Below are 22,631 nucleotides of genomic sequence, written 5' to 3'. Positions count from 1 at the left end.
CTCCTTCATTAACCTTTGACTCCCCCTACCGTCAGGCCGGAGATAAAGTACTTTTGGAAAAACAAGAAAATGATAATCACCGGCAAAATCGCAAATACTGAGCCGGATATAAGCATGTCGTAATTATTTCCATAAGGGCTCAGCAAGCTGGACAGCCCTATTGGAAGCGTAAACATTTCTTTCGACCGAAGCACAATCAGCGGCCATAAGAAGTTGTTCCAGCTGTTTAAGGACTGGAGGATAATCATCGCGCCGAAAGCCGGTTTCATCAGCGGTGCCATAATCCTGAAAAAGATGCCGAATTCCGTACAGCCGTCCATCCTTGCAGAGTCCAGCAGATCTCTTGGAAGGCCAAGAGCATATTGCCTGAAAAAGAAAACGGCAACAGGTGAAACGATAAACGGCAATATGACACCCGTATATGAATCGATCAAGTGCAGTCCAACGGTAAGCTTAAACAGTGGAAGCATCATCACTTCCAGCGGAACCATCATGATAATCAGCACAAGAACAAAGATGATGTTTCTGCCCTTAAAATCATAAACCGCAAGCCCGTACCCGATCATCGAAGAAAAAAACAGAGTGAGCACGGTCGTGAAAAGCCCGAGTACAAGACTGTTAAAAAACCATTTGAAATAAATGCTGCCGCCATTAAACAGAAATGTGTAGTTATCAAAACTCATCACTTTTGGATCAATATCAAGATTCAGCCCCACACGCAAAAGCTCAGATGACGGCTTTAATGATCCTAAAAGCAAACAGAAAATCGGAAAAAGATACAATAGGCTCAGCATAATAAAAAACAGGGTTAGCGCAATTCTATAAACGCTAAACTGAGGACTGTGCCGCAACATTTATCCCTCCCCCTTAAACGAGCCTGACAGCTTTAATGAAATCAGGCTGACAACAAGGATCACAATCAAAAGCACAATGCCGATGGCCGCTCCGTATCCCATTTCATTGTAGGCAAGTCCCTGCTGATACAAATATCCGACAAGCGTCAGACCAATATTACCCGGGGAATTATTCTGCCAAAGGACGTAGCTTTCCTCAAACATCCTGAAGCCGCCGATGATGCTGATGGTCAGCACATATACGGTTACAGGCTTGAGAAACGGCAGCGTGATGTGCAGAAATTTTTTCATTGTATTCGCGCCGTCTATATCAGCGGCTTCATACAGCTCTTTCGGCACATTTTGCAAACCGGCTAAAAAGTAAAGGATGTTGATTCCCATCCATCTCCATGAAGCAAGCAGCACCATCAAAAACATGCCGGTATGTTCATTGTTCATCCAGTTCTGAGGTGAAAAGCCGAGTTTGAGTAGGATGGAATTGGCCAGAGACGTTTCCATTTCTCCGAAGATCAGCCGAAAAATGATCCCCGCGACAATGGTTGAGGTCAATGCCGGGATAAATAATGCTGATTTAAATATATTTCTAAATTTGACCAGCTTTGAATTCAGGAATATGGCTAGAAGCAATGGGACAGGAATCAGCACGATCAGCGTCCAAAAGGTGTATTCCAGCGTATTCCAAAGGGCGGTATAGAACGTCGGGTTGTTTAGCGCTGTATAATTAGACAAACCGACAAAGGACACCTCTCCCGGCAAAATTCTTTGGAAGCTCATGATGAAGACACTAATGATGGGGTATAGAAAAAATACGAGAAAGGATAAAACGAATGGCGCTGTAAACAGATAGGGCGCCGCTTTTTTTGAATAAAACAGATCTCGCCAGCCTGATTGTTTCGCAGCTGAAGGAACGGGATGAACCGTTCCTGTTTTCACAGGTTTCATGAGAACCTCCCCGCTTTCACTTTTTGAATGGGATTCTATTTCTGTTTCAGTTCACCTGCCGCTCTGTCCAAGGCTTGTTTAGGCGTTTTTTGCTGAGATTTAAGTGCGTCGAACAACACGCTTCTGTTGACAAGGTCTGAAGCCTTGGCAAAATCCTCATGTAAATAAATCGGATTGATTTCATCCTTGATATCGAGCAGCACAGAAAAAATGCCTGTTCCGTTTTGGAAGTAATCCGTGTATTTGTTTTTCTCTTTCAATTCCTTGGAGCTCCAGACATCCCAGCGAAGCGGGTCAAACCCAAGTACGCTCCAGAGCTTTTTGTTTCCTTCTTTAGAGCCCTTCGCAAAGGCTAAAAACTCTTTTGCTAACTCAACATGCTTGGCTTGCTTCGGCACAACGGTTGCCGTACCGCCCAAACCTGCCGAGCGGTCGCCTCCCTCTTTCCATGCCGGGAGCGGCCTGATGGCAATCTTCCCTTTCAGATCAGGCATATAATCGATAAATCTTCCCATATACCAAATCGGCATGAGGACTGAAGCAGCTCCTCCTTGGTTCATAAAGCCGTAGTATTCTTCACTGTGATGCCCGCCGCCCGGCGCAGGAATCATCGTTTTATCATTGATCATGTCTTTTAAATATTGGAGTGTTTTTACGTTGGTGTCATTATTGAGGATCAGCTTGCCGTTTTTATCAAAATAGCCTGAGTTTTGCTGTGAAATCATAGATAAGAACGTTGCGGAATCATTTGTTTCCACCGTTCCCATCGGCTTCCCGGTCACTTTGCGCACTTTCTGTCCGGCTTTATGGTAATCATCCCATGTTTTAATATCGTCAGGATTGACGCCGGCTTTTTTCATCACATCCATGTTATAAAACATGACCGTTGTCCCTACATGTGTATCGAGTCCGTAAAGCTTTCCGTTTTTGCTGTACAGGGTCAGCCGCGCCTCAACGAATTTATCGCGGTCCTTTTCAATCAGCGGAGTCAAGTCGGCAAGCGGTATGTCAGAGCCCTTCAAAAAGTTTGAAAAACGGGCCAATTCGACATCGGCAATATCAGGGACGCCTTCTCCTGCAATTAAGGAGATAGACAAGTTATCGTGCATTTGTCCATACGGATAAACGACTGTATTCAGCTTAATTTTGCGGTCAGGATATTTTTCATTCCATTCCTTCACCATTTCTACATAGAACTGCTCATGAAGTCCGTTAAATGTCCAAAAGGTCAGCTCGGTTTCACCCGACTTCCCGGATGATCTTTCTGCTGAACACCCGGCAATGACTAATGTCAGCAGCATCATGAGCACAAGAAAACAGACAGTCATTTTTTTCATCTGCGTTACCCCTTCCATTCGAGGTGCGGGCTATTCATATAGACCATGGTTGATCAGCGTTTTGTTTTCATTAATGATTCTTAATCCGGTGCAGCGGTCTCTTAAGGTGTGCGCATGTCTGAAGGCCTTCTTGACGGAATCCTGCCCGACACCGATTTCGTCAAAATACGCAGGGCCTCCGGCTGATCTCAGCCAATCAGCCAGCACTTCTCCTTCCGGGAGAGTTTGATAAGCCGATTGGATGGCTTGCTGCCGGCTCGGTGAAAATTCGTTCAGCCCGTCATCCTGAGCGAGCTTTCTGTATGTGTCAGTTAATAAAACAGCTGCACAGCCCACCTTTGCCCCATGAAGAATCTGTGGCCGTTTTTTCTCCATTAATTCCATCTCAATCCAATGTGAAATATGATGCTCTCCGCCTGATGCCGGGCGGGAATGATCTAATGCCAGCATGACAAGCCCCGATACAAGTAAAGACTCCATCAAAACCCGTATGCCTGTTTCCGTTTTCATCGCAATGTCTTCTGTGTGTTCAATGCAGGCAGCAAGCGCCTCCTGAACGATCTTAGCTCCTGCAGGCGAATAAGGCTCACCGGCAAGATGCCGGGATATTTCCCAATCTGCTAAAGACGTGATTTTACCGAGCATGTCACCAAAGCCAGCCGCCACCATTGACTGCGGTGCCGCTTTTAATAGATCCAGATCAGCGAACAGCGCAGATGGGGCCTTCGTTTGAATGGTTGTTTTCGTGCCGTATAAAATAATCGGCGCCCCTGCTGATGTAAAACCGTCTACAGATGGAGCAGTCGGATAAGAAATAAACGGCAAATCTCTTTGAAACGCCGCAAAGCGGACGATATCATGAATCGTGCCCGAACCGACTGCGATCATGACATCCGTTGGTTGTTTCGTATGGACCAGCACATGAATGAGCGATCGTTCATCAGCTGTCACATCTCCGGCTTCATTTTCTGGAATGATTAGGCACTCGGCCTGAAATCCTGCTTGATTCAGTCGGTTTTCTAAATCAATTCCTACAATGCGGTGTGTATTCGCGTCGCAGACAAGGACAATATGTTGATTGTTTTTTCGTTTTACATAATCCAAAAGCGAATCAGCTGCTTGCTTACCGAGAACAATTTCTTCAACTTTTATAGGCAACGTCTTTTCTCCGGCGTGTTCAAAAGCACGCTGAACGTCAGCTGCGATACGATTCATATCAGAATCCCCTCCTCAGCCAATTTGGTTACATCCTTAATAGAATCCAGCACATAATCCGGCGTGTACAAACGCTGTTCACCCTGTTTCGCAGAACCAGTTAGCACTAAGGCGCTTTTCATGCCATAAAGCTTCCCCATCGCAATGTCAGATTCAATGCTGTCTCCTATAATCATGCATTCATGTGCGGACAGCCTCATTGCTGTACAGGCAGCCTCCGCCATCAGCCACGACGGTTTTCCGACAACAAGTTCAGTCTTCGCTTGTGCGGAAGCCTCTATCGCCCCAATCATTCCAGCCACATCAATGGCATTTCCGTCTTCGTTCGGAAAAGAGCGGTCTTTGTTTGTAGCGATGATACGAGCGCCGCCGGCAGCCGCTTGAAAGGCTTGATTTAAATCGTCGTACGTGAGCGTTTCATGAAGGGAGATCACGAGCCAATCCGCTTCCTTCGGTTCGTTCGCGTTCTGCACACCGGCCAGCCTAAGCTCGTCAACCAAGCCTTGCTCCCCAAGCACCCATACCTTTGAAAAACGATAATGTTTTTTCAGAAAAGCCGCTGTCACGCTTGATGACAGAACAATGTCGTTTACGTCCGTTTCAATCCCCGCGCCAAGAAGTTTTTTTCTGCACATGGCACGGGAGATATTCCCCCGGTTGCTTAAAAAGGCGATTTTCTTTCCCATTCTCCTAAGCGTTTTGATCGCTTCTCTTGCTCCTTCGATCAACTCATTTCCTCTGAATACAGTACCGTCCAAGTCAATCAGAATGCCAGCCGGTGACACAGGCGTATCATGACTGGCCATAATACGCATTTGCTCCGTGTTTTCGATAAAAATGCTTTTCATGCAGGACTGTATTGATTGGGGTTACATCCTTATTCAGCATAATGGAGTGATAGGCCATTTCGGCAACCGTTTCTAATACAACTGCGTTATGAATGGCATTTAAGGCGTCAGTGCCCCAGCAGAACGGTCCGTGATTATTCACGAGCACACCCGGCACCTGTTCGTAGTTATGATGCTGAAAGGTTTCCGCTATGACTTTTCCTGTATTCAGTTCGTAGTCATGAATGATTTCTTCATCATACATTTCTCGAGTACATGGAATCGCACTGTCAAAATAATCAGCATGGGTCGTGCCTAACGGAGGGATGTCTCTGCCCGATTGCGCCCAGCTTGTCGCCCATTGAGAATGGGTATGGACAATTCCCCCGATATTCGGAAAGGCTTTATATAAATAAACATGGGTAGGTGTATCTGAAGAAGGCTTAAGCGAGCCTTCGACGACCTCTCCATCAAGGTTCAAAACAACCAAGTCATCGGCTGTTAGGTCACTGTATTCGACTCCGCTAGGTTTGATGACAATTCTTTCTTTTTCACGGTCAATGCCGCTGACATTTCCCCACGTAAAGGTTACCAGCTGATGCTCTTGAAGCTTCAGGTTGGCAGCCAGCACTTCTTTTTTTAATGTTTCAAGCATGCTCCATCACCCTTTATCAATTCTTTTTGGCGGCAGATGAAAATTGAAGATTTTTGATCGTTTTCAGACGCTTCATGACATGGTTTTCTTTTCCGAAATAATGAACCAGCTCTTTATATTCAGCGTACAATTTTTCATAAACCGCGGCGTTTTCGGCATTTGGCGTATAAGTTATATCTTTCAGTTTTCCCATGTTCGCCGCTGCCTCTTTGATGTCATCGTAGCCGCCTTTTTCTTTGCCTGCTGCAAGCGCGCCGAAAATGGCAGATCCTAAGGCTGGTGCTTGCGGTGAACCAGAGATTTTAATGTCCATGTTTGTCACATCCGCATAAATCTGCATGACAAACGGGTTTTTCTCAGCTATTCCGCCGGCTGCGTATAGTTCCTCAATCGGAACACCGCTTTCTTTGAATGTTTCGATAATCATCCGGGTTCCGTAAGCTGTCGCTTCAACTAACGCTCTATAAATCTCTTCAGGCTTCGTCAGCAGGGTCATGCCAAGCAGCATCCCTGTTAAATCCGCATCGACAAGAGTTGAACGGTTTCCATTCCACCAATCTAAAGCAAGCAGGCCGCTTTCACCTGGTGCTTGATGGTTTGCTTTCTCACTCAGCAGCTCATGAACGCCAATGTTTTTTTCCTTTGCTTCCTCTTGATACGCTGGCGGGACACATGTTTTCACAAACCAGTCAAAATGATCGCCAACACAGGACTGCCCGGCTTCATATCCCGCATAGCCCGGGAGAATTCCGTTGTCCACAACGCCGCACATACCTGGAACGATATGCACCTCTTCACCAAGAAGAACATGGCACGTTGAAGTTCCCATAATCATCAGCATTTTCCCTGGCTCTGTAATGCCGACCGCCGGTACGGAAACATGAGCGTCCACATTGGCAACCGCAACAGCCGTTCCCGGGAGAAGCCCTGTCAGCTTTGCCATTTTTTCAGTCAGACTGCCGGCTTTTTCTCCTACTGAATGAATAGAACCTGACAATTTGTCCTTTGTAATCGTTTTCATTGAAGGGTTTAATTTCTCAAAAAAATCATCTGACGGATACCCCGCTTTTTCACTCCACATCGCTTTATACCCTGCGGTACAGTTGCTTCGCTTGAGCGAGCCGCACAGCTGGTACACGATCCAGTCCGCAGCCTCGATGATCCGGTCAGCCGCTTCATAAATGTGAGGCGCTTCCTCGGCAATTTGCATGACCTTTGGAATCATCCATTCTGATGAAATTTTTCCTCCGTACCGCTGTAAAAAAGCCTCTCCTTCTTCTTCCGCGATTTGATTGAGCCGATCAGCATGTTTTTGGGCCGCATGATGCTTCCAGAGCTTCACATAGCTGTGCGGCTCCTCTTCATATTCAGGCAGCATGCATAACGGCTGCCCGCTGCTGTCAATAGGAAGGATCGTACATGCCGTGAAATCAATTCCAATCCCGATAATGTCTTTCGGTTCAACGCCCGTCTGTTCGAGTAAAGACGGAATGGTTGTTTCCAAGACTTCGAGGTAATCAGCAGGGTGCTGCAGCGCCCAGTCACGCGGCAGCTTTTGACCCGTTTTTGGAAGGACGGTATCAATGACAGCATGCCTGTATTCTTTTACAGCAGCCGCAAGTTCCTCCCCTGTTTGGACATGAACGAGCACCGCTCTTCCTGATAAAGTTCCAAAATCAACCCCTATTGTGTAAGCCATGTGACATCCCCCTCTACTTTTGAAGCCGGTAAAGCGCCTCGTTCCATTTTAACTCGTGTTTCAGTTTATGAATTGTCGTATCACGGGAAATGAGAACACTTTCGATCCCCGCCATTTCCGCCCAATCAAGCATTTGCTCCGCTGTCAGTTCATAAGACAGGCAGGTATGGTGTGCACCGCCGGCTAAAATCCATGCCTCCGCTGCTGTTTTCAATGACGGCTCCGGCTTCCAGAGAACACGGGCAACCGGTAAATTCGGCATGTCTTTTTCAATTTCCTGGCCGTTGACTTCATTCAGCACAAGGCGGAAACGCCCGCCAATATCAACAATGCTAGCTTGAATGGCAGAACCGCTGATGCCGTTAAATACAAAACGCGCAGGGTCTTCTTTGCCGCCAATCGAAAGCGGATGAACCTCGATTTTCGGCTGATCCAAAGCGACAGTCGGACACACTTCAAGCATGTGAGAGCCCAGAATCATTTCATTTCCCGGTTCAAAATGGTACGTGTAATCTTCCATGAAGGAAGTTCTTTTTCCTTCAGCCATGATTTTCATCATCCGTACAAGGGCCGCTGTCTTCCAATCTCCTTCACCGGCAAACCCGTAGCCTTTCTCCATCAGGCGCTGAACGGCAAGTCCCGGCAGCTGTTTCATTCCGTGCAGCACTTCAAACGATGTCGTAAACGCTGTGTATCCGCCTTGCTCAAGAAAAGCGGTTAAGCCAAGTTCAATTTTCGCCTGTTCTTTAATGGACGCTACCTTTGCTTCGTCACGTTTTGTTTCCTCACTGATCACATATAGTCTGTCATACTCCGCATAAAGCGTGTCAACCTCGTCGTCCGTAATGCGATCCATCACTTCAACAAGATCCCCGATGCCATATCCGTCAACCTGCCAGCCAAATTGAATATGCGCTCCCACCTTGTCTCCGTCCGTTACCGCGACATGACGCATATTATCTCCAAATCTGGCAACCTTAATATGTCTGCTTTCATTTAATGCAGCCGCCGTATCCATCCACTGGGACATTTCTTTTTTCACTTCTTCATCATCCCAATAGCCGGCAATGACTTTTCGGCTAAGCCCCATTCTCGAGTTGATGTAACCGTACTCTCGATCGCCATGTGCGGATTGGTTGCTGTTCATAAAATCCATGTCAATCGTACTCCACGGGATATCGCGATTATATTGGGTATGCAAATGCATAAGCGGTTTTTGATAAGAGGAAAGGCCTTCTATCCACATTTTTGCAGGGGAAAATGTGTGCATCCATGTAATGATGCCAGCGCATGTCTCACTGTACTCCGCTTCTCTTAACAGCTCTCTGATGGTTTCCGGTGAAGTGACGACGGGCTTATGAGTGATTTTATATCTGGAAGAAACCCCGCTGAGCCCCTCACAAATGCTTTTAGCATGCTGATCTACCAGTTCCAGCGTCTCTTCCCCGTATAGGTGCTGGCTTCCTGTCACAAACCAGAATTCATAATCCTTTGTCTGAAGCATGTAAACTGCCCCTTTCTCATAAAATAAAACGCTTTCAATTATAAAAGATACGTACTAATAATAGATAATAAACCCATATTAAATATTTGTACGAACAATTTCATTATAGTAATTGACTATTATACTGTCAATCTTTTCTTTTAAAAAAAGCCGGGCTCTCCCCCCCGGCTTTTTGATTCAATAGGACGGCCAGCCCGAGCTCCAGTTCAAATCATTGATAAGAAGCTTCGGAATGCCGTTGTTATTGGCATCATAGGCATGGCGAACAAGAACGTTTCCATTTACAATATCCTGGCCTCCAGGTCCTTTCCATTGGTCATTGCCCGAATCCAAAATGGTGCCTCCGCCTTCGAGCATGCTTTTTCCGCTTTTATCAAGATAAGGGCCTGTAATGTTTTTAGATCTTCCGTAAGCAATTTTGTACGTACTGTTTACTCCAGCACAGCATTTATCAAATGAAACCATTAAATAGTAGTAACCATTTTGATACGTAAGAGTAGGAGCTTCTAAGGCATCGCCATTATTCGGTCTGGCTGCAATCGAATAGAGCGAGCCAGTAGGCTTCATCGTATTCTTATCAAGCTTGGTCAGCTTAATGCCGGTCCAAAACGAGCCGAACGCAAGCCACGGGTTGCCATCCTTGTCGAATGTCAGCTCCGGATCAATGGCGTTATAATTATTTGAGCTTGTCGAACGAATCACCAAGCCCTCGTCCTTCCAGCTCCCCGAACTAATGCTTGTGGAAGATGCCAGGCCAATGGCAGATGTATTGCTTCCAAAAGTAGAAACAGAATAATACAGCCAGTACTTTCCGTTATAGTATTGGATGTCCGGCGCCCATTGGTTTGGCTCGTAATTCGGCACATAATTGGACCACCACGATAGCGGTGTGCTAAAAATGGATTTTTGTACGGTCCAATTTTTAGCGTCTGAAGACTTCAACACCCGCAGTCCCCGTTCTTCCGTAAGCCCTGTTCCGAGCGCATACCATGAGCTCCCCTCTTTAATCATAGTCGGATCATGAAGGAGCTCATTGGATGCACCCCAAAATGCTGCCTCTGCAGGAGCAGCGGAAGTGAATATCAAACCTGCAGCCAGAGCAGCACTCGAAAAATGTAAGAAGCGTTTCCATGTTTTTTTCTTTTTCAATTTTGTTTAACCTCCTTTATATTAGAAAGCGCTTACAAATTAGATTGTTTATCCTCCCTTCCTGTCAAATCGAGCTGCGTGTCGTATATCGTCATGTTCAGGAAATTTTCGGTATCAACTTTATTGTAGTCACTATGTTGTAATTTGTACAGACAAAAAATAGAATCCGCCTCAATAGGCGGATTCTTCCGTATCTTTATTGGTACGTAATTTCGTCAACCATTTTTCGGTCTAACTTCTTAATGACTTCTGTAATTAACTTTACCGCGTTTTCATAATCATCACGATGCAGCATGGCCGCGTGCGTATGAATGTAGCGGGTTGCAATGGTAATGGACAGCGCAGGAACGCCATTTGCCGTCAAATGGATGGCACCCGAATCAGTTCCGCCGCCGGCAATGGCATCAAATTGGTACGGAATGCCGGCTTCCTCTGCAGTTGCTACAACTGCATCGCGCAAACCTTTGTGAGAGACCATAGATGCATCGTAAACGATAATCTGCGGGCCTTTGCCCATTTTGCTCTGCGCTTCCTTCTCAGAAATGCCAGGCGTGTCTCCTGCTATTCCTACATCAACACCAAACGCAATATCAGGCTGAATGGTGTGCGCAGCCGTTTTCGCTCCCCTCAGGCCGACTTCCTCCTGCACAGTTCCGACGCCATACACTATATTTGGATGATCTGTGTTTTGTAAGTTTCTTAACACATCAATTGCAATCGCACAGCCAATGCGGTTGTCCCACGCCTTTGCGAGTAGGAATTTTTCATTGTTCATGACCGTAAATTCAAAATGCGGAACGATCATATCTCCCGGGAGTACACCCCACTCCAAGGCTTCTTCCCGGCTTGAAGCTCCAATATCAATAAACATGTCTTTTATTTCCACTGATTTTTTTCTTGCTTCAGGAGACAAAATATGAGGCGGCTTAGATCCGATAACCCCTGTGATTTCTCCTTTTTTTGTGACAATGGTGACGCGCTGGGCAAGCATAACCTGAGCCCACCAGCCGCCAACGGTTTGAAAACGGATAAAGCCTTTATCTGTGATTTGTGTCACCATAAAGCCGACTTCATCCAAATGTCCGGCGATCATAATTTTCGGGCCGTTTTCTGCACCAGTTTTTTTGGCAATTAAACTGCCCAGGCGATCTGTTGTCACCTCATCAGCAAATGGTTCTATGTATGATTTCATCACTTGCCTTACTTCTCTTTCATTGCCCGGTATGCCTTTTGCATCTGTTAAATCTTTCAGCATGGTCAATGTTTCATCTAATTTTGCCATGTTCCAAACCCTCCTTCATCAGTCCTGCATTCTTATTATACAAAACATGGCGCTAACCATACGACTATTTCACTTGAAAATCGGGTATATGTTTTTACAGCTTTCTTTTAGAAAAAGTGAAACCTTTTTCTATGCTTTTCGTATTACATCAGATCATCACAATAAGGGAGGTGCCTTCACACAATGTTTGTCATGGTTCTAAGGATTATTTTGCTTGCACTTTTTGCTTATTGTATTTATGCCGTGGTCAAATATGTCGCGAATCCTAAGAGAAGGCTTAAGCTGGCCCAATCAAAAGAACATTTTTATATTATTGATGAACAAAACAATACCCGGAAGAATTTTCAGCTGACGTATAAAGGCGTGCTTTTTGAGGGAGAAAAACATATTCCTTCCAAGGATCATCCGCTGTTTATTCACACGATCTTTGTCTGGACAGAATCTCCTGAGAAGCTGAAACATTTCTCTGCAAAAGATTTTGAGAACATTGAAGAAAAAGTGCTGGAACGATATCCAAATTGTAAGATTGACTGGGACCAGCCCATTAAACTCGCAAAAAAAGCAGAAGAGCGTTAAACGCTTTTCTGCTTTTTATAAATCAAACGGGCTGTAGTAAATAGCGATGAGAATCGCTTCAATTACCAGAAGAAGCGGTACTCCATACTTAAAAGAAGCGTGTTTCGTTTTATGTCTGAAGGTTTGCATGCCAAGCCAGACACCGAGCGCTCCAAATACGATGGCTATCAGCCACAGCCGGTCTTCAGAAATTCTCCACTTGTGCTGCTGCGCTTTACGTTTGTCAAAGCCCATCACCCAAAAACCGCACAGATTAATCAACACCAAATAAGCAGCAATAATCATGTTGCCTCATCCTTTATATAGAAAAAGCCGCTCTGCTGGAGAGCGGCTCTATATGATTACTTGTTTAATTGAGCTTTAGCAGCATCAGCAAGCTGATTGAATGCAGTAAGATCGTTTACAGCAAGATCAGCAAGCATTTTACGGTTTACTTCGATACCAGAAAGCTTAAGACCGTGCATTAAACGGCTGTAAGAAAGGCCGTTCATGCGAGCAGCTGCGTTGATACGAGTGATCCAAAGTTTACGGAAATCACGTTTTTTCTGACGACGGTCACGGAAAGCATAGTTTCCAGATTTCATGACCTGCTGGTTAGCTACTTTGTATAATGTATGTTTTGAACCGAAATAACCTTTTGCTAATTTAAGAACCTTTTTACGACGCTTACGTGTAACAGTTCCGCCTTTTACTCTTGGCATTGAATTTCCCTCCTAATTGTTCCTTATCCGATTACTTGATGTTAGCAAGCATTTGTTTGATACGTTTGAAGTCTCCTGCGCTTACAACAGCACTCTTGCGAAGCTTACGCTTTTGCTTTTGAGATTTGTTGGCGAATAAGTGACTTGTGTACGCGTGAGAACGTTTTAACTTCCCAGAACCTGTCTTTTTAAAACGTTTAGCAGATCCGCGGTGAGTTTTCATTTTTGGCATGGGATTTCCTCCTTATTGCTTTTCGTTTTTCGGTGCGAGCATTAAGAACATGCTGCGGCCGTCCATTTTTGGTTTTGTTTCGACTGTCGCAACCTCAGCACATGCTTCGGAGAAACGGTCTAATACACGCTGACCGATTTCTTTATGAGTGATTGCGCGTCCTTTAAAGCGGATAGAAGCTTTCACTTTATCGCCTTTTTCAAGGAATTTAATCGCATTGCGCAATTTCGTGTTAAAGTCATGCTCATCGATTGTCGGACTTAACCGAACTTCTTTTAAGTTAATGATTTTTTGATTCTTGCGTGCTTCTTTTTCCTTTTTCTGCTGCTCAAATCGGAACTTACCGTAGTCCATGATTCGGCAGACAGGCGGTTTTGCATTCGCTGCAACTAACACAAGGTCAAGATTTGCGCGGCCGGCGATTTCAAGTGCTTCCTGACGGGACTTGATTCCAAGCTGGTCGCCATTTTGTCCGATTAAACGGACCTCACGTGCACGGATACCCTCATTAACCAATTGATCTTTGCTAATAATGAGCCACCTCCATAGTTTCTTCGAATTGATTCACAACTCATTTTGAATGCATTTTGCAGGCAAACAAAAAGTGTGGGCATTATAAAACACCCACACTACGAACATCTGTATCAATAAAAATGTACGGTCAACCTGCCAACTACATGCATGTGTCAATCAGGTGAGAAGCGGGTGCTTCTGCTTGTGATTTATATTCAATTCAATAACTATTCTACACAATACCGGATCTTTAGTCAAGGACGACTTATCCGGAACAACTTTTACATTGTAACATGGGTTTTCTATGAGCGCAAGAGAGAAAAAGAAAATCTTTCATCCCCACCCAGAATGCAAAGAACCAACCATTCCCCCTGATTTCGCAATTTACAACAAAACCACCGAAAGGAAGAAATGTAAAACAAAGTTAATCTCTGACCGATATAAGAAGCAGAAGGGAGCCTGACACATGAACAAACTGATACAGCTTGCTTTATTTTTTACATTGATATTAACCGGTTGCTCGAATAGCAGCACATCTTCCGAATCAAAAGTCGAAACTGTTAAGACAACTGCAGCATTTCCTCAAAAGGAGCTGGAGAAAGAGCTAAAAAAACTAAAACCCGTTTCATTAGACATGAAGTTCGAGAGTCCACTCGCTACTGAGTTAGGAAAGCGGAAGGCAAAAGAAGAAGCTGAAAAGCAAAGACAAATCGCCGCTGAGAAAAAGCTTGAAAAAGAGCGGGAGGCGAAACGAAAGAAACAGCAGGAGGAAAAAGCGGAGAGACAGCGATTAGCAGAGCAGCAGGCGGCAGAGAATCAGCGATTAGCGGAAGCAAAAAGACAAGCTGAACTTGAAAGACAGCGGCAGGCAGCAATCCAAAAAGAGCAGAAAGCGAATGCTGAGAAAAAGCGGCAGTCACAGGCACAACGGCAGCAGACTGAGGCACCCTCATCTAATAGTCAAGATCCACCATCTTCCTCGAGTCAGACAGATAAAACCATTCAACAGCCAGCTTCAGAGCTTCCTGATGACGATGGTTATGGTTATGAAGAACGAAAAAAGTGGCATGACGATCAAGTAGAATGGGGCATTAAACAAGGGTATATCGATCCCGAAGACGCACCATAAAATAAAAAAAGCCAAGGCATTCAGCCTTGGCTTATCCTCCGATCAGCTGCACAAACACAGGGATGACCAGAACCGTTACCACTCCTACTACGACAACAGCAATACTTGCCATCGCAGCTTCAACTTCTCCCATCTCAATCCCGACCGCTACACCAAGTGCATGTCCGGATGTTCCAAGAGCCAATCCTTTAGAAATCGGATTTTTCACTTTAAACACCTTCAAGAACAATGCTCCAAGCGCATATACGATGACAGCGTTAAAGATAACCGCAAAGGCTGTGATGTCGCTGATGCCCCCGATGCCTTTTGATAAAGGAAGCGCAATTGCCGTTGTAGCCGCCTGCGGAAGCATGCTTTTCATTACGGCCGAATCGAGATGAATGCCTTTAGCGAGCAAATAAACAATCGTGACAGAGCAGATAGAGCCGGCAATAATGGAGGCCATGATTTGCCACCAGTACTTTTTAAGCTTATCTCTTTGTTTGTACAAAGGAATTGCAAATGCGATCGTTGCCGGTTCAAGAAAAAACTTAATGATCTCTCCCCCGTTATTATAATCCGCGTAGGAAAAACCGCCGATTTTTAAAAATGCGATCCCCAGCACCATGGCAACAAACAAAGGAGTGAAAAGGAAGAAGCCTTTCGTTTTCTTAAATAAAAAGGTGCCGATGCCGAATGCAGCAAGTGATACGACAATCCCAAAATAAGGACTCATTGTGCTTTCCATGTGAAGAACCTCCTGTTTCCCTTAATGGTGAACGAGTTCGTTATTGTTCTGCGGGCTTTGCACTGTTTTTGTTTTCATGTCCGCTGCGGTTTTGCGTTTTCCGCTCAGCGACAGAATCAGCTGAGAAAACAATCCCGTAGCCCCCAGCAAAATAATCGTTGCGAGCAGAATGACAAGAACAATTTGCAGGCCGTATTGCTGCATCACACCAAGCGAATTCATAACAGATATACCTGATGGAACAAATAAAAATCCGATCAGAGAGGTCAAAGACGTTCCGAGCGTTTCCACTTGTTCCAGTTTAATGACTTTCAAACATAATAGGAGAAATAATAAGACCAACCCTACAACCGATGCCGGGATAGGTATTGGGACAATAGCGGCAATCATATTTGAAACCAGCATAATGACGGCAAAAATAAATGCTTGTGTTAAAAACCCGTACACTTTTTTAGCACTCATTTTCTTCACCTCTTTCTCTTTGGTACCCTCATTATAAATAAGAATCCCCTGTTATAAAGCGCTTACAAGATAACATGCCGTATAGCGGGTCTGAGTTGCAGAATCAAATGGCTGAAATGCAAAAAGCCGCCCATCAAATATGGAGCAGCTTTTTCAATTCCTTCGCATATGTCCGGCTGACCGGTATTTTCGATCCGTCTTTCATGATCAGATTATACGTTGAATTAAACCATGGCTGAATTTCTTTAATATATTCGGTATTCACGACAAAGCTCCGATGGACGCGGATAAAATCAGAATCCGGCAGCTTTTTCTCAATCACAACGAGTGTATCGCTGACCGTATAAGAATGATCGAAGGTTTTTACATTGACATGACCATCTTCTGTTCCGGCATAGATAATGTCCTTCGTATCCACAATCACAATCGATTCCCCCACAGATAGCGCGAGCTTGTGCTGGCCGGCATGGCTGTTTTGCTCTGTTTCTACAATATCCCGATTGACTTTTTTATATTTTTTCAGCGTTTGCTGAATTCTTTCTTCATCGAATGGCTTGGTTAAATAATCAAGAGCATCCACCTCAAACGCTTTGAGTGCATACTGGTCATACGCTGTCGCAAACACAACAGCAGGAGGATGCTTCATTTTCTTCAATCGCTTTGCGATATCAAAACCGTTTTCTCCGGATAAATCAACGTCTAGAAACAGCAAATCAGGTTTTTGATCCATCATTTGGTCAAAAGCGGATTCAATATTTTCCGCTTCATTGATTTCCATTTCCTCATTGGTCCGCTTAAGCAAGTAAGCCAGTTCATCCCTTGCCAGCATCTCATCATCAACTATTAACACCCTGAGCATGTTCTTCTCCCTCTTTCGTCTGTTGCATTGGCACTTGAAAGGAAACCTCTGTCCCTTTATGAACCTCACTGCTGATATGCAGTGCAGCCTGCTGTCCGAATAAACCGATCAGCCGCTGATTTAGGTTATAAAGCGCTGTACCGGTTCCCTCCTTAGACGGAAACGGTTTCTTTCCCAGTTCCGGCAAGACGTCCGGCGGAATTCCGCGTCCGTTATCCGCCACCTTCATATAGACGGATGCATCATCAGATAAGACACAGACTGTAACCTTGCATATGTCTTGTTTTTTCGGAAACGCGTGCCGAAGCGCGTTCTCGACAAGCACCTGCAAAACAAACGGAGGGATTTCAATCTGCTCCAGTCTTGTGTCGATATTAAGCTCAATTTTATATTTCCCGGGAAAACGCGCCTGTTCTAATGACAAATAGGCGTTAAGATGGTTCAGCTCCTTTGAGAGCGGGATCAGCAGCTGTCTCGCTCCTTGAAGGTTTGAACGAAAATAAACACTGAGCTGCAATAGGAGCTTACGGGTTTTTTCAACATCTGTACGGCATAGCGCAGAAATCGTGTTGATCGCATTAAATAAAAAATGCGGATTCACCTGTGCTTGAAGCGCTTTAATTTCAGCATCCTTGAGAAGTTTGCTTTGCAGCTCTGCTTCCCCAAGCTCAAGCTGTGTCGAAAACAGCATGGCCAGCCCCTCGGCAAGTTCCTCCTCTACCTGACTCAGGCCTGCCGGGCTTTTAAAGTACATTTTTAAGGTGCCGATTGTATTGCCGTTCGATGTCAGCGGCAGGACAATTGCAGCGTGCAAAGGGCATTCAGCATGCGTGCATTCAATCTCTTCCTGCGAAATCGCCTTCATAATATGCCCTGTTTTAATCACCTTTTTGGACAGGCCGGTGATCAAGCTTTTCGATGGGATGTGGTGATCCATTCCCGCACCGACATGCGCAAGGATCTTTTCTTTGTCAGTGAGAGACACCGCATCTGTTCCTGTCAGCTTATGGATAATAGCCGCTACACTTTTACAGGAGTTTTCATTTAATCCTTGGCGAAAAAATGGAAGTGTCTGATCAGCAATCGTCAGCACTCGATGCGTTTCGAGAGCTCTTGCCTGTTCTTCCTTGCGAATGATCGCTTGAATAATAGACAGAAAAATAAAACTGCCTGTTCCATTGATGAGTATCATCGGAATTCCGATCATGCTGACAAGCTCCCAAGCGTCACTGAACGGCTTTGCCATCAGCAAAATAATGACCATTTGCAGTGACTCCATGCCGATTCCCACAAGAGCGGCGATGCGCGGTGTCGGCATTCGATATCGCTTCGTAAAATACCTGCCGATCAAGCCTGCAAGAACACCCGCTAAAATAGATGATACGGCACAGCTTAAAGCCGTGCTGCCACCGAGTGAAAAACGATGCAGGCCCGCCAGTATGCCGATCCCAGCCCCTACAAACGGACCTCCGAGAAGGCCCCCGATTTCCACGCCCAAAATACGGGTATTCGCGATAGAGCCCGATGGATCTATCGTAAACACCCAGTCATTGTTTACAATCACATTTCTTTGAATTTCGATGCCTGTATAATTGCTGATGATGCTGAAAAGAGAAAAAATTGAAATTAAAATTGCTTTTCCTTTATAGCCGTCCTGATTCTGAAGAGCTTGTCTGAAAAGTTTCGTATGGGCGAGAATGAACCCTAATATAACAATAATCCCCACTCTCTCCAGCATCATAATCATTAAATGAATCATTCATGTCACCTGTTCTTTCCGTTTTCATTCTAGCATGTTTTCGTTTTACGGCTGACTGTTTTTTTAAAATCGTCTGAAAACATATTTCACAAGGCTTTTATCTATTGTAAAATAAAACATGAGCCTTTTGGCAGAAAGATTTGAATCTGAAGCAGAGGAGAAGATCATGAAAGCCGTATTTTTTGATTTAGATGATACACTACTTTGGGACGAAAAAAGCGTCAGAACAACATTTGCAGAAACTTGCTTACAGGCGGAGAAAAAATATGGCCTTGACCCTGAGGAATTCGAAGCAGCTGTTCGCGAAGCGGCGAGAGAATTGTACATGTCATATGAGACGTATCCATATACAGTGATGATCGGCATTAACCCGTTTGAAGGACTGTGGTCCAATTTCTCAGAGCCAATCAGTGAAGGCTTTCAAAAGCTGAACAAGATTGTGCCGGAGTACAGAAGAAATGCATGGACAAACGGACTGAAAGCGCTTGGAATCGATGATCCTGCATATGGCGAATACTTGGGAGAGTTTTTTGCGGCAGAGCGCAGAAAGCGCCCGTTTGTATATGATGAAACTTTTGCTGTACTCGACCAATTAAAAGGCAAGTATGAATTATTGCTTTTGACAAATGGCGATCCGAGTCTGCAAAAGGAGAAGCTTGCCGGCGTACCTGAGCTCGCTCCTTACTTCAATGAAATCGTCATCTCGGGCGCATTCGGCAAGGGCAAGCCGGATGTTTCAATTTTTGAACACTGCCTTAAGCTGATGAATATTGAAAAAGACGATGCCATCATGGTCGGCGATAATTTGAATACTGATATTTTAGGCGCTTCAAGAGCCGGAATCAAAACCGTTTGGATCAACCGGACGGATAAGAAAAACGAAACTGACGTAACGCCTGATTACATCATCAGCAGCCTTCATGATTTGTTTCCTATATTAGAGAAATAAAAAAGCATGATCTCTTCAACGAGATCATGCTTTTTATTTTATTTTTTCGCTTCAGCTACTGCCTTTTTCACAAACTCATCAAGTGAAATGGTTTCAGAGTTCTGTTCTCCGTATTTACGCACGTTTACCGCTCCGTTTTCTGCTTCTTGGTCACCGACCACCAGCATGTACGGGATTTTTTGCATTTGCGCTTCACGGATTTTGTATCCGATTTTTTCATCGCGGCTGTCGACTTCAACACGCAGGCCTTCACGTTGCAGGCGTTCCTGCACTTTTTTCGCGTAGTCTAAATGCACAGCCGGAGAAACCGGGATGACTTGGAACTGAACCGGTGCAAGCCATGTCGGCAGCGCGCCTTTGTGTTCTTCGATTAAGAAGGCAACAAAGCGTTCCATTGTTGAAACGACACCTCTGTGAATGACAACCGGACGGTGCTGCTTGCCGTCCTCACCGATGTATGTCAGGTCGAAACGTTCCGGCAATAAGAAATCAAGCTGAACCGTAGACAGTGTTTCTTCTTTTCCGATCGCAGTTTTCACCTGAACATCAAGTTTAGGGCCGTAGAATGCCGCTTCACCTTCTGCTTCGTAATAGTCGTGGCCGATTTCGTCCATTGCCTCTTTCAGCATGGATTGCGCTTTGTTCCACATTTCATCATCATCAAAATATTTCTCTGTATCTTCCGGATCGCGGTAAGACAGACGGAATGTGTAATCACTTAAACCGAAGTCTTCATATACATCCTGGATTAAACGGACTGTACGGATAAACTCATCCTTAATTTGATCCGGGCGCACAAAGATGTGTGCATCATTTAACGTCATTCCGCGTACCCGTTGAAGCCCTGACAGCGCACCTGACATTTCATAGCGGTGCATCGTTCCAAGCTCCGCAATACGAATCGGAAGCTCGCGGTAACTGTGAATGTCTTGTTTGTAAATCATCATATGGTGCGGACAGTTCATCGGACGCAATACAAGTGTTTCATTGTCCATTTCCATCGGAGGGAACATGCCTTCCTGATAATGGTCCCAATGCCCTGATGTTTCATACAGCTCTTTGCTGCCAAGCACAGGTGTGTATACGTGCTCATAGCCGAGGCTGATTTCTTTATCGACAATGTAACGCTCGATGACGCGGCGGATTGTCGCGCCTTTTGGCAGCCAAAGCGGCAGGCCTTGTCCGACTTTTTGAGAGTTAGCAAACAGCTTTAATTCTTTGCCGAGCTTTCTGTGGTCGCGTTCTTTCGCTTCTTCTAGCATACGAAGATGCTCTTCAAGATCAGCTTTTTTGAAGAAAGCTGTACCATATACGCGCTGAAGCATTTGGTTTTTGCTGTCGCCGCGCCAGTATGCGCCAGCAAGGCTTAACAGCTTAAATTCTTTGATTTTTCCGGTTGAAGGAACATGGACGCCGCGGCACAGGTCAAAGAATTCGCCTTGCTCATAGATCGAAACGGTTTCTCCTTCAGGAATCGCATCCAATAGTTCAAGCTTCAGGTCGTCGCCGATTTCCGCAAAACGGGCTTTCGCTTCTTCACGGCTGACTTCTTTTCGAACGATCGGAAGGTTCGCATTAACGATTTTTTTCATTTCTTTCTCGATTTTCGGCAGATCCTCCGGTGTAATCGCTTCGTCCATTTCTACATCGTAGTAAAACCCGTTTTCGATAACCGGACCGACGCCGAATTTAACATCCTTGTAGATGCGTTTAATCGCTTGAGCCAGCAAGTGAGCCGTACTGTGGCGCATAATTTGAAGACCTTCTTCTGAGCCTTCTGTAATGATTTCCACTGTACCGTCTTCATTGATCGGCGTTCTCAAATCGATTTCTTTTCCGTTCAGTTTTCCGGCTAATGACTTTTTCTTTAATCCCGGACTGATGGATGCCGCGATATCTTCTGTTGTTGTTCCTTTCGCAAACTCCTTGACTGCTCCATCAGGAAATGTGATTTTTACCATATCTGACATCTTTGTCACTCCTTTTTTTTGCATATAAAAACCCCGCCCCCTATGAAAGGGACGAGGTTGAATAAACGGAATCGTGGTTCCACCCTTTTTTCCGCAAAGCCAATACGGCACCTGCGGCTCTAAGCTCTGTAACGGGAGTTCCCGTCAGCCATTACTGTTCCTTTTCAAGAGGTTCACAGCTGAAGTTCAAAGGCGGTAAAGCGAATGGTCCTTAGCTGGGAAGCTTGCAGCCAGGGCTTCCCTCTCTTTGAGCCGGTATCATTCCTTCGTGTCCTTATCAATACGTGTGTCTTTCTTAATCTCCTATGTATTATAAATTGTTCAATCCAAAAAATCAACACGATCGCGTTTCCTTTTTTTAAACCGACAGCCTTATATAGACAGGCTGCCGGCCCTCATCCTTCCGAGTGCTTCACCGGTATTTCTGCATCTGTAAAAGCATGCAGCGGGAGCATTTCCACTCTCTCTTGAAATACGTTTTGAATGGTCCTTGCCATCATGTGCTCGGGCTGGTCGGTATAAAGCACGACTTCATCAGGCGCGATGGAAATCAGCGGCGCGAGCAAATGAGAATCAATATACATAGGATGATCCCGGACAAATCTTCTGTCTATGTATTTCATTTTTTCCCGTTCCGGCACATAGCGCAGCTCCCATAATGTAAAGGAACCATCATGGACAATATGCACTTTTTTGATTCGCGGCTGTTTGGCGTTCACATAGTCTCTGAGTGTTTGAATAAAGTTTTGATATTCCTGTTCCATCTTATATTCATCAATCGCTGCTTCTGTAATATCTCTCAGCTGCTTATAGTATGATCCAAGTCGGAAGGTCTGAAAGGAGCGAATGTAAAATACTCCTTCCTCTAAACAGATCGTTTGGAGTTCATCCAAAATAGATTGTTTCCGTGAAAGCTTCAGCGGCTCAAACGGAAGATCGTCTGCTTCACCTTCAATAATACTGTGTGCGAGCTGAAGGATTTGCTGCTGTTCATCCTGGTCCGTGAAACAATAAGTTTCCTCAATCAATGACAGCATATGCTCGTCTTCTTTGCATTCCAAAAAAAATTTGACCAGAATCGGCTCCATAAAACGCTGAATAGGAAAAGCCGGATTCGCTTTTTCAATCCCGATTTTTCGTATGCCTTCACGGACAATGATCTTGTTCCGATCGTCCGAATGCTGAATGAGATGTAAAAAAGCGGATGCATCATGGTCATCTTCAAAGATTATTTCAAGCATGTTTGTCCCCCCTTACGGCATCTGTTACAAGTATATGGGGGATGTTTTT

23 protein-coding genes and 1 other annotated feature are annotated in these 22,631 nt (G+C 45.0%); of the genes, 3 read left to right on the top strand and 20 right to left on the bottom strand.

All coding sequences use genetic code 11. From position 1 onward, the window contains the following. Positions 1-8 precede the first annotated feature (8 nt). The 10 genes from araQ to WA279_RS00545 all read right to left on the bottom strand — a co-directional run bounded on the left by araQ (position 9) and on the right by WA279_RS00545 (position 11,464). On the bottom strand, positions 9-854 hold the full coding sequence (araQ, locus tag WA279_RS00590; RefSeq protein WP_122895564.1) for an arabinose ABC transporter permease AraQ: 846 nt from the start codon (positions 852-854) through the stop codon (positions 9-11). After that, positions 855-1,796 carry a carbohydrate ABC transporter permease gene (locus WA279_RS00585; protein WP_003229507.1) on the bottom strand — a complete coding sequence of 314 codons (942 nt, stop codon included), beginning with the start codon at positions 1,794-1,796 and terminating at the stop codon, positions 855-857. 35 nt (positions 1,797-1,831) lie between these two features. After that, positions 1,832-3,133 carry an ABC transporter substrate-binding protein gene (locus WA279_RS00580; RefSeq protein ID WP_336153852.1) on the bottom strand — a complete coding sequence of 434 codons (1,302 nt, stop codon included), beginning with the start codon at positions 3,131-3,133 and terminating at the stop codon, positions 1,832-1,834. 30 nt (positions 3,134-3,163) lie between these two features. Beyond that, entirely contained in the window at positions 3,164-4,348 is a 1,185-nt protein-coding gene (gene egsA / locus WA279_RS00575) for a sn-glycerol-1-phosphate dehydrogenase (protein WP_336153851.1), read from the bottom strand. Next, the gene (gene araL / locus WA279_RS00570) at positions 4,345-5,163 is read right to left on the bottom strand and encodes a sugar-phosphatase AraL (RefSeq protein WP_336154390.1); all 819 of its coding nucleotides are present in this window, start codon (positions 5,161-5,163) and stop codon (positions 4,345-4,347) included. The genes egsA and araL overlap by 4 nt, the downstream gene beginning before the upstream one ends. After that, positions 5,141-5,830 carry an L-ribulose-5-phosphate 4-epimerase gene (gene araD, locus WA279_RS00565; RefSeq protein ID WP_003229501.1) on the bottom strand — a complete coding sequence of 230 codons (690 nt, stop codon included), beginning with the start codon at positions 5,828-5,830 and terminating at the stop codon, positions 5,141-5,143. The genes araL and araD overlap by 23 nt, the downstream gene beginning before the upstream one ends. A gap of 16 nt (positions 5,831-5,846) precedes the next feature. Further along, complete coding sequence (gene araB, locus WA279_RS00560) at positions 5,847-7,529, bottom strand: ribulokinase (RefSeq protein WP_015251499.1); 1,683 nt, start codon at positions 7,527-7,529, stop codon at positions 5,847-5,849. Between the two features lie 13 nt (positions 7,530-7,542). Further along, positions 7,543-9,033 (bottom strand): L-arabinose isomerase, encoded by a 1,491-nt coding sequence (gene araA, locus WA279_RS00555; protein ID WP_336153850.1) that lies wholly within the window; start codon positions 9,031-9,033, stop codon positions 7,543-7,545. A 177-nt stretch (positions 9,034-9,210) separates the two neighbouring features. Next, positions 9,211-10,182, bottom strand: a complete 972-nt coding sequence (abnA, locus tag WA279_RS00550; protein WP_336153848.1) for an arabinan endo-1,5-alpha-L-arabinosidase AbnA — start codon at positions 10,180-10,182, stop codon at positions 9,211-9,213. 196 nt (positions 10,183-10,378) lie between these two features. Further along, positions 10,379-11,464, bottom strand: a complete 1,086-nt coding sequence (locus WA279_RS00545) for a M42 family metallopeptidase (RefSeq protein WP_134156536.1) — start codon at positions 11,462-11,464, stop codon at positions 10,379-10,381. Positions 11,465-11,647: 183 nt separating this feature from the next. Between WA279_RS00545 and ysdB the strand changes: the two genes are divergently transcribed. Next, positions 11,648-12,040: a sigma W pathway protein YsdB gene (gene ysdB / locus WA279_RS00540; protein WP_003229493.1), complete on the top strand. Its 393-nt coding sequence runs from the start codon at positions 11,648-11,650 to the stop codon at positions 12,038-12,040. A gap of 15 nt (positions 12,041-12,055) precedes the next feature. Here the strand turns inward: ysdB and WA279_RS00535 are convergent, their stop codons facing one another. From WA279_RS00535 to infC, 4 genes are read right to left on the bottom strand one after another with little or no spacing between them, the layout of a single operon-like run. Then, complete coding sequence (locus tag WA279_RS00535; protein ID WP_101169783.1) at positions 12,056-12,325, bottom strand: DUF1294 domain-containing protein; 270 nt, start codon at positions 12,323-12,325, stop codon at positions 12,056-12,058. A gap of 56 nt (positions 12,326-12,381) precedes the next feature. Next, positions 12,382-12,741, bottom strand: a complete 360-nt coding sequence (rplT, locus tag WA279_RS00530; protein WP_003222420.1) for a 50S ribosomal protein L20 — start codon at positions 12,739-12,741, stop codon at positions 12,382-12,384. A gap of 31 nt (positions 12,742-12,772) precedes the next feature. After that, the gene (gene rpmI, locus WA279_RS00525; protein WP_003222418.1) at positions 12,773-12,973 is read right to left on the bottom strand and encodes a 50S ribosomal protein L35; all 201 of its coding nucleotides are present in this window, start codon (positions 12,971-12,973) and stop codon (positions 12,773-12,775) included. A gap of 12 nt (positions 12,974-12,985) precedes the next feature. After that, on the bottom strand, positions 12,986-13,507 hold the full coding sequence (gene infC, locus WA279_RS00520) for a translation initiation factor IF-3 (RefSeq protein WP_010886591.1): 522 nt from the start codon (positions 13,505-13,507) through the stop codon (positions 12,986-12,988). A 58-nt stretch (positions 13,508-13,565) separates the two neighbouring features. Then, positions 13,566-13,696 (bottom strand) — a sequence feature (ribosomal protein L20 leader region). Positions 13,697-13,952: 256 nt separating this feature from the next. On the opposite strand from infC, the gene WA279_RS00515 reads away from it, so the two are divergent. Further along, complete coding sequence (locus tag WA279_RS00515; RefSeq protein WP_160831706.1) at positions 13,953-14,615, top strand: hypothetical protein; 663 nt, start codon at positions 13,953-13,955, stop codon at positions 14,613-14,615. Between the two features lie 31 nt (positions 14,616-14,646). Here the strand turns inward: WA279_RS00515 and lrgB are convergent, their stop codons facing one another. The 4 genes from lrgB to lytS form a co-directional block, all read right to left on the bottom strand. Next, complete coding sequence (lrgB, locus tag WA279_RS00510) at positions 14,647-15,342, bottom strand: antiholin-like protein LrgB (protein ID WP_003229482.1); 696 nt, start codon at positions 15,340-15,342, stop codon at positions 14,647-14,649. A 21-nt stretch (positions 15,343-15,363) separates the two neighbouring features. Further along, positions 15,364-15,804 carry an antiholin-like murein hydrolase modulator LrgA gene (lrgA, locus tag WA279_RS00505; RefSeq protein ID WP_014477620.1) on the bottom strand — a complete coding sequence of 147 codons (441 nt, stop codon included), beginning with the start codon at positions 15,802-15,804 and terminating at the stop codon, positions 15,364-15,366. Between the two features lie 133 nt (positions 15,805-15,937). Next, a complete protein-coding gene (gene lytT, locus WA279_RS00500; RefSeq protein ID WP_015251493.1) occupies positions 15,938-16,663 on the bottom strand; it encodes a two-component system response regulator LytT in 726 nt (241 codons plus the stop codon). Then, the gene (lytS, locus tag WA279_RS00495) at positions 16,641-18,422 is read right to left on the bottom strand and encodes a two-component system sensor histidine kinase LytS (protein WP_336153843.1); all 1,782 of its coding nucleotides are present in this window, start codon (positions 18,420-18,422) and stop codon (positions 16,641-16,643) included. The genes lytT and lytS overlap by 23 nt, the downstream gene beginning before the upstream one ends. 166 nt (positions 18,423-18,588) lie before the next feature. Between lytS and WA279_RS00490 the strand changes: the two genes are divergently transcribed. After that, positions 18,589-19,371, top strand: a complete 783-nt coding sequence (locus tag WA279_RS00490; RefSeq protein WP_032726370.1) for an HAD family hydrolase — start codon at positions 18,589-18,591, stop codon at positions 19,369-19,371. A gap of 38 nt (positions 19,372-19,409) precedes the next feature. On the opposite strand, the gene thrS is transcribed toward WA279_RS00490, so the two are convergent. Both thrS and ytxC read right to left on the bottom strand, forming a co-directional pair. After that, positions 19,410-21,341 (bottom strand): threonine--tRNA ligase, encoded by a 1,932-nt coding sequence (gene thrS / locus WA279_RS00485; RefSeq protein ID WP_014480529.1) that lies wholly within the window; start codon positions 21,339-21,341, stop codon positions 19,410-19,412. A 395-nt stretch (positions 21,342-21,736) separates the two neighbouring features. Continuing rightward, positions 21,737-22,582: a putative sporulation protein YtxC gene (gene ytxC, locus WA279_RS00480; RefSeq protein WP_336153839.1), complete on the bottom strand. Its 846-nt coding sequence runs from the start codon at positions 22,580-22,582 to the stop codon at positions 21,737-21,739. Between the last annotated feature and the right edge of the window lie 49 nt (positions 22,583-22,631).

The organism is Bacillus sp. 204(2023) (assembly GCF_037027505.1).
Taxonomy (GTDB): Bacteria; Bacillota; Bacilli; order Bacillales; family Bacillaceae; genus Bacillus; species Bacillus subtilis.
This window is presented reverse-complemented; position numbering and strand designations above follow the sequence as displayed.

Bases quoted from the DNA above. Each gene is read 5' to 3' on its own strand.
- ytxC (WP_336153839.1), bottom strand. From the start codon at position 22,582: ATGCTTGAAATAATCTTTGAAGATGACCATGATGCATCCGCTTTTTTA.
- WA279_RS00585 (WP_003229507.1), bottom strand. From the start codon at position 1,796: ATGAAACCTGTGAAAACAGGAACGGTTCATCCCGTTCCTTCAGCTGCG.
- lrgB (WP_003229482.1), bottom strand. From the start codon at position 15,342: ATGGAAAGCACAATGAGTCCTTATTTTGGGATTGTCGTATCACTTGCT.
- araQ (WP_122895564.1), bottom strand. From the start codon at position 854: ATGTTGCGGCACAGTCCTCAGTTTAGCGTTTATAGAATTGCGCTAACC.
- WA279_RS00580 (WP_336153852.1), bottom strand. From the start codon at position 3,133: ATGAAAAAAATGACTGTCTGTTTTCTTGTGCTCATGATGCTGCTGACA.
- lytS (WP_336153843.1), bottom strand. From the start codon at position 18,422: ATGATTCATTTAATGATTATGATGCTGGAGAGAGTGGGGATTATTGTT.
- lrgA (WP_014477620.1), bottom strand. From the start codon at position 15,804: ATGAGTGCTAAAAAAGTGTACGGGTTTTTAACACAAGCATTTATTTTT.
- egsA (WP_336153851.1), bottom strand. From the start codon at position 4,348: ATGAATCGTATCGCAGCTGACGTTCAGCGTGCTTTTGAACACGCCGGA.
- thrS (WP_014480529.1), bottom strand. From the start codon at position 21,341: ATGTCAGATATGGTAAAAATCACATTTCCTGATGGAGCAGTCAAGGAG.
- rplT (WP_003222420.1), bottom strand. From the start codon at position 12,741: ATGCCAAGAGTAAAAGGCGGAACTGTTACACGTAAGCGTCGTAAAAAG.
- araB (WP_015251499.1), bottom strand. From the start codon at position 7,529: ATGGCTTACACAATAGGGGTTGATTTTGGAACTTTATCAGGAAGAGCG.
- WA279_RS00515 (WP_160831706.1), top strand. From the start codon at position 13,953: ATGAACAAACTGATACAGCTTGCTTTATTTTTTACATTGATATTAACC.
- lytT (WP_015251493.1), bottom strand. From the start codon at position 16,663: ATGCTCAGGGTGTTAATAGTTGATGATGAGATGCTGGCAAGGGATGAA.
- WA279_RS00535 (WP_101169783.1), bottom strand. From the start codon at position 12,325: ATGATTATTGCTGCTTATTTGGTGTTGATTAATCTGTGCGGTTTTTGG.
- ysdB (WP_003229493.1), top strand. From the start codon at position 11,648: ATGTTTGTCATGGTTCTAAGGATTATTTTGCTTGCACTTTTTGCTTAT.
- WA279_RS00545 (WP_134156536.1), bottom strand. From the start codon at position 11,464: ATGGCAAAATTAGATGAAACATTGACCATGCTGAAAGATTTAACAGAT.
- araA (WP_336153850.1), bottom strand. From the start codon at position 9,033: ATGCTTCAGACAAAGGATTATGAATTCTGGTTTGTGACAGGAAGCCAG.
- araD (WP_003229501.1), bottom strand. From the start codon at position 5,830: ATGCTTGAAACATTAAAAAAAGAAGTGCTGGCTGCCAACCTGAAGCTT.
- rpmI (WP_003222418.1), bottom strand. From the start codon at position 12,973: ATGCCAAAAATGAAAACTCACCGCGGATCTGCTAAACGTTTTAAAAAG.
- araL (WP_336154390.1), bottom strand. From the start codon at position 5,163: ATGCGTATTATGGCCAGTCATGATACGCCTGTGTCACCGGCTGGCATT.
- WA279_RS00490 (WP_032726370.1), top strand. From the start codon at position 18,589: ATGAAAGCCGTATTTTTTGATTTAGATGATACACTACTTTGGGACGAA.